Genomic DNA, 6258 nt, shown 5'->3' on the forward strand with positions numbered 1-6258 from the left:
TCACCCCTGCCAAGCTTATCTGGCCTTCAAATGGAATAAGCCCTGCAATGCTTTTCAGTAAAGTGCTCTTCCCTGTTCCATTTTCCCCCTTTATCCAATATACCCCCGAATCAAGAAACAGGTTCTCGATCCCGATCACTGTTTCACGGTTGTATGCCTTTTTAAAATTCTGAAATATTAACATATGCGTTGTAATTGCCTGATACTCCCCGAAAATTAAAGGATATCTTTTCCACCAGTATTTTTTGTACAGAGCCAGTGTATGCAATACTGGCCTGGTATTGATCATCAACCTGTAAAGCTTTGATGGCAAACTCCCTGTTTCCAATACTCACTGTATCATCAATAGCTTCAATTTCATGTAAAATACGGATGCCGGTTCCATCCGCTTTTACCAACGCTTCTTTTCTTGACCACAATTTATAAAAACTAGTTAGCGGATCATTGGCATTGTGAATTAAATTCCATTCATTATTGCTGAAAAAATCAGTAAAATCAGAAAAATTAATTTTCCGGACTTCTTCAATATCCGTTCCCACCCGGCAATTTTTAGATGCAGTACAAATTGCATATTTTCCTGAGTGAGAAATATTAAAATCAAACTCCGAATGAAAATACGGCCTGCCATACTCATCTTCGTGCAGGAGTTGCAGTGGCAACTTTTCCGCAAGTCCATGATAATGCAATTGTTTGCACAACAGCAATTTGCCCAGCAAGCTTAGTTTACGGTCATCCTGATGGTAAAATTTTTCGATCCTGTTTTTAATAACCTCGGGCATCATAGCCAGGCCAGACTCGTACGAATTTACCTGAAAAGCAGTATTTATATCCGAATAAAAAACTGTTAGCATTTTATAAGATCTAACGTTAAATTCCGTGGGGTTAGAATCCCCGCTTTATTAACACTTTTTAGGTACTGATGTAAAGGATGTGGCAATATACACACAAAATCATTATGCCGCAGAAAACCAGTTCTCCGGTAATTAACAAGCAATCTTTTATAACAATGATGTACCCTCTCTTTCAAGTGCCGACTTGATAATTCCGAGATTATCGCCATTAAACACTTCATAGTGCCCTCTTGTTAGTTCATAAAAATAAAAATCACTTTTCCCCATTTTTTTCCAGTTTTTCATTTGCGTCCTGGTCTTATTGCCTGCTGATTCGAAAACCGAGATATCGGCATCAACCAATCCATCCAGATTGTAATTCGCCAGCAATTTTAAATTATTCTGATACATCCTGGTATAGGCTCCCATAATCTCCGGGTCGTTAAGCAGGTCGCTGTCAATTTCGCTGCTCACAGCTTCCATGTCAATTTTTTCGGATAGGTTTCCGGGATCAAGCGGGTCATTCCCCGTTGCTTCCCTGTCTATCAGGTAAAGCGAAACAGTGATATGTTCTTTTTCAAGCTTCTTTGCAATTTCAAACGCAACCATTGCCCCCATTGAATAACCTGCCAGGATCATCTTTCTATGTTTGCCCATCTTCTTTGTCATTATACAGAACCTTTCGGCTATTGCTTCAATGGATTCATCCATATGCTCATCTTTCCCAAAACCCGAATACTGGAAGCCATATACATTAAATTTATCTTCCAGTATTTCGGCCAACGGACTGAACACAGAAGCCGAACCAAGCACCGGCGGGATAAGGAATATATTTTGTTTTCTTAACGAGGTCTTACCGAAACTGATCAGGAGACCGGCTTCTTTTTGCTGATCATGTAAACGCAATATCAGTTTTTCTACGGTTGGATAATTAAACAGGTCCTGTAGCCTCAGGTTGCTGCCTGTTTTGCTGTTTAATTTGCTGATAAGCTGGAGCCCTTTTAAACTATGCCCGCCCCGATGGAAGAAATTATCTGTAACACCTATCTTTTGATTACTTAGTACTTCCTTCCAGATATCAAGCATCTCTTTTTCCTCTTTATTACGTGGTTTAATAATTTCATCACCTGCTTTTCTTTTATGGTTCTTGTTGTATTCACTTAGTTTTTTGTAATCCACTTTTCCATTAGTGGTAAGCGGCATCTCTTCAATCTCAACAAAATATCGGGGTAACATATACGAAGGAAGTCCTGCTTCTAGATATGCCATAAGCCCTGATTCTTTGAACTGTTTTCCGCAAACGAGATATGCGGTCAGAATATACTCACCTTCAATTTCTTCTGCATTAACCACTGCATTATCAATACCCGTATATTGAAGCAATGAATTTTCTATCTCACCAGGGTCTACACGGATTCCTCTTATTTTAACCTGCAAATCCATCCTTCCCTCAAAATTAATATTACCATCGGGCAACCAGGAAGCAAAATCTCCGGTTTTATATATTAATGCACCCGGGCAATATGGATCTTTTATGAAATGTTCTTTTGTTAACTTGTCAAGATGCCAATAACCATTGGCAATTCCCATGCCGCCAATATACATCTCACCGCGTACGCCAGCCGGCTGAAGTTGCAGTGCCTTATTAAGAATGTATATCCGGGCATTCGCTACCGGCCTGCCTATCGGGGCTGTTAAATGATCAGTGGGGTGGTTTCTGTCTGTCTTATAATAAGATGCACAACCAGTAGTTTCTGTGGGTCCGTATGTGTTATACAGATCCAGCTCCTTTCTGAATTTATTAAACTGGTTTCTTTTTAATACATCTCCACCGCTTATCAGCAGGTGCACGGTTTCAAAGTCTGTGGCCCTTTCATTAAAATACTGTACAATTGATGGCACTGTGGAAACAATACTGATGCGTTGACTGATAATTTCATCCAGCAGATCATCTGCCGCAGCAATTCCTTTTTCACTAACGAAAAGCATTCCGCCGGTTAACAGTACCGGGTATATCTCTTCAATGGCTTTATTAAATGCAACGGACGCACTCTGTATCATTCTGTCGGTGGCTTTTATTCCGAACTGTGTGATGAATTGCTGCACATAATGGCTAAGAGACCGATGGCTGATCAATACACATTTGGGATTGCCGGTAGAACCGGAAGTATAGATCATGTATGCTACGTCTTCAAGACACGGACATTTCATATCTATCTCTGCTGTTTGCGCTTGCTTAATAAAAAGCGATTCAAGTTCAACTTTTTGAATAGTTTCAGCATTGATATTTACGCCAGGCTCACCAAGTAAAATACTATCGGCAGCGGAATCATTTATCAAATAGGCCAACCGCGTTGAAGAAATACCCGGGTCCACAGGAATATACACTGCACCTGCTTTCATGATCCCGATCATTGCGGCGATCATTTTTACAGAACGCTTGCAGCACAGGACGATATGGTGCCCTTTTACCACCTTATACCCCAACACGAGGTTAGCGGCAATTGTGTCCGACATAGCATCCAGTTCGCTATAAGATAAAGAAGTGTATGCATCCATAACTGCAGTTGCTTCCCGATGTTTCAACGCAGTTTTACTAAAAAGTTCGGTGATTGTATTTTCGGAAAATTCCTGTTTCCTTCCAGGAACAAAATTGCTGAGCAGGTTTTGCTGTTCAGCATCACTGATATAAACGATGCTGTCAATTTTTGCAGACAGGTTCTCGGCTGCGGCCAGCACAAAATTTTCCAGATGTTTGTATAAAACCTCTATCCTTTCCTTAGTAAAAAGGTCAGTACTGAATTCAGAAGCGATCTCAATACATCCCGGTTTATTGAAGAATGTAAACCTGATGTCGAATTTACTCGTATGATGCGGCGTTCCTAATGATTGGATTTCGAAAGGGAGGTTAAACGGCAACACAGTTTCGTTGTTATCAACAGAAACCATATCTACCATTATATCAAACAAAGGCGAACGTCCCATATTCCGGTCAAGTCCGAGTGAATCAACCAATTCATCAAAAGGGTATTGCTGGTGTTCAAAAGCGCCGAGCATAACGGCTTTAACTTCCTGCAACACTTCCCCCATATTCATAGAACCATTAATGGAAGAGCGCAGTACAAGCGTATTTACATACATGCCCATCTGGTCTTCCAGTTCTGCATGCAACCTTCCTGCAATGGGCATTCCCAAAATGATGTCTTCCTGATTTGAATACCTGTAGAGTAGTGATTTTAAACCGGCTACAAGAACCATAAAAACAGTCATACCTTCCTGCTTCGACAGTTTTTTTATTTTGTCTGAAAATATTGCCGGGAAGCTATAACTGGCAGTATCTCCTTTTGAAGATCTTGTAACCGGGCGTTTAAAATCCGAAGGGATATCCAGCAGTGGTATCTTTCCGCCTAACTTTTTTTCCCAGTAGGATTTATGAACAGCAAAAACCGGTGAGTTCAGCTGTGTTGCCTGCCAGTATGCATAATCCCGGTATTGCAGATGAAGTGGCTTAAGCGGATTGGGTAGGTCTTTTTCAAAACACCTGTACAATAACATCATTTCTTTAACCAGGATTTTCACCGACCAGCCATCGCTGATAATATGATGCATATTGAAAAGGAAAACATAATTACCGGCTGATAACCTGATAAGCATGCAGCGTATTAATGACTCTTTACCCAGGTTGAAGATATACCCGGCTTCTTCACTAATCATTGTTTGTACTTTGCTGGCTCCATCGGGCATTGCAGAAAGATCGGTTTCCTTAATCCTGAAATCAAGTTCACTTCTTTGCATCACTTTTTGCAATGGTTCTCCATCCCTGGTTATAAAAACAGTACGGAGAATTTCATAGCGGTCGACTATGTTATTAAATGACCGTTGCAGGATATTTATATCAACATGACCGCTGAGTCTGAATGCAGCCGGCATATTGTATACCGAAGCATTTTGTTCCAGTTGATGCAACACCCATAACCTGCGCTGTGCATGAGAAAGCATATAAAGATCCTGCGTGGGAATTTTCGTTATCTGAACCCTGGAAGCAGCATTATCATGCGACCCAACCTGCCGTTGTTCAAGTAATTTTTCAAACTCCTTTGAAAAGCTTTCAATCGTTGGATTATTGAAAAGTATCTTCAATGGCATTTTAATGAGATAGAGTTTGTAAATCCTTGATGCAAGCTTTGTGGCGATGAGGCTGTGACCGCCGAGGTCGAAAAAATTATCCTTTATTCCTATCCTGTCTACCAATAATAATTCCTGCCAGATAGTAGTCATTTCCTTTTCTATTTCATTTCCCGGTGCTACATAATTACCAGATTGCTCTGATGCAATATCATTAGGTGAAGGGAGGTTCTTCCTATCAATCTTTCCGCTGGTAGTAAGCGGAAACTCAGGCATGATTATAATTTTAGACGGGATCATATAATCCGGCAGACGGTTTTTCAGATAGGCTCTTATCTCAGCCACAAACTCATAATCCTGGTAAGCGATAAGCGGTTTTGGAAGTGCTTTCCTGTCGATCTTCCCATTTTTATTTAACGGAAATTCATCCAGTTTTACAAAATGAGCAGGAATCATATATTGCGGGATCAATTTTGCCAAAGCTGCAACCAACTCTTCCTTTTCCATGTTATTTCCTCCAACATAATAACCTATCAGTGCATTTGTGCCGGGTTTGCCTATTGTCATTACCAATGCTTTTTCAACGCCCGGGCAATTTTCCATAGCTCCCTGCACTTCTCCCAGTTCGATACGGTATCCCCTAACCTTTGCCTGGAAATCTGAGCGGCCGGCGAATTGAATATTACCGTCTTTCATCCAGTAAGCAAGGTCTCCTGTTTTATATAAGCGCTCACCTTTATTAAACGGACTTGGTATAAAACGAGCATCAGACTGTGTAGCATCGTTGATATAACCGCGGGCAACCCCGCTTCCACCAATAAAAAGTTCTCCGGTAATACCAATACCCACCTGTTCAAAAGCCTGGTTGAGTATGTAACACCTGGTATTGGTCATCGGCTTTCCGATAGGCATAACCGCGGAAACATATTCCGCAGGCAACTCTCCTTCAAAAAAGCAGGAATCAATGGTTGTTTCGGTAGTACCATAACTGTTGATTACCCTACAGCCTGCTGGCATTTGCGACTTGACCCACAAATAATCCTTTACATTCAACGCATCTGAGCCCATCACCAGAAGTTCAAGTTTGGGCGGCCTGATTCCCGATTTCACCATCTGCTTTACCATTGCTATAATCAGCGTTGGGGTTGATTCAAAAAAATTGATCTCCTTTTCCGCTATTTTCTGTATAAGATGATCGGTATCAAAACGAAGGTCATCCTGTACCAATACCAGTGAACCTCCGATAAGTAATGAGCGGCACAGATCTCCGGTAAAAACATCAAATGCCATGCTTGCAACCTGT

At 41.1% G+C, this 6258-nt stretch carries 3 protein-coding genes; all 3 read right to left on the reverse strand.

Features of this window, described 5'->3' with window-relative positions:
- Window positions 1-184 (reverse strand): ATP-binding cassette domain-containing protein (locus VK664_RS08420; RefSeq protein ID WP_461398197.1); only part of this gene is annotated, 184 nt, incomplete at its 3' end.
- Window positions 162-851: a 4'-phosphopantetheinyl transferase family protein gene (locus VK664_RS08425; protein ID WP_461398198.1), complete on the reverse strand. Its 690-nt coding sequence runs from the start codon at window positions 849-851 to the stop codon at window positions 162-164. The genes VK664_RS08425 and VK664_RS08420, both read right to left, overlap by 23 nt.
- Window positions 852-998: 147 nt before the next feature.
- A complete protein-coding gene (locus tag VK664_RS08430; RefSeq protein ID WP_461398199.1) occupies window positions 999-6245 on the reverse strand; it encodes an amino acid adenylation domain-containing protein in 5247 nt (1748 codons plus the stop codon).
- Window positions 6246-6258 lie beyond the last annotated feature (13 nt).

The sequence above is a fragment of the Flavitalea sp. genome, assembly GCF_035489435.1.
In the GTDB taxonomy this organism is placed as follows: Bacteria; Bacteroidota; Bacteroidia; order Chitinophagales; family Chitinophagaceae; genus DATHKG01.

What these genes read in the sequence shown, in the direction of transcription:
- VK664_RS08430 (WP_461398199.1), bottom strand. Translation starts at nt 6,245, where the DNA reads ATGGCATTTGATGTTTTTACCGGAGATCTGTGCCGCTCATTACTTATC.
- VK664_RS08425 (WP_461398198.1), bottom strand. Translation starts at nt 851, where the DNA reads ATGCTAACAGTTTTTTATTCGGATATAAATACTGCTTTTCAGGTAAAT.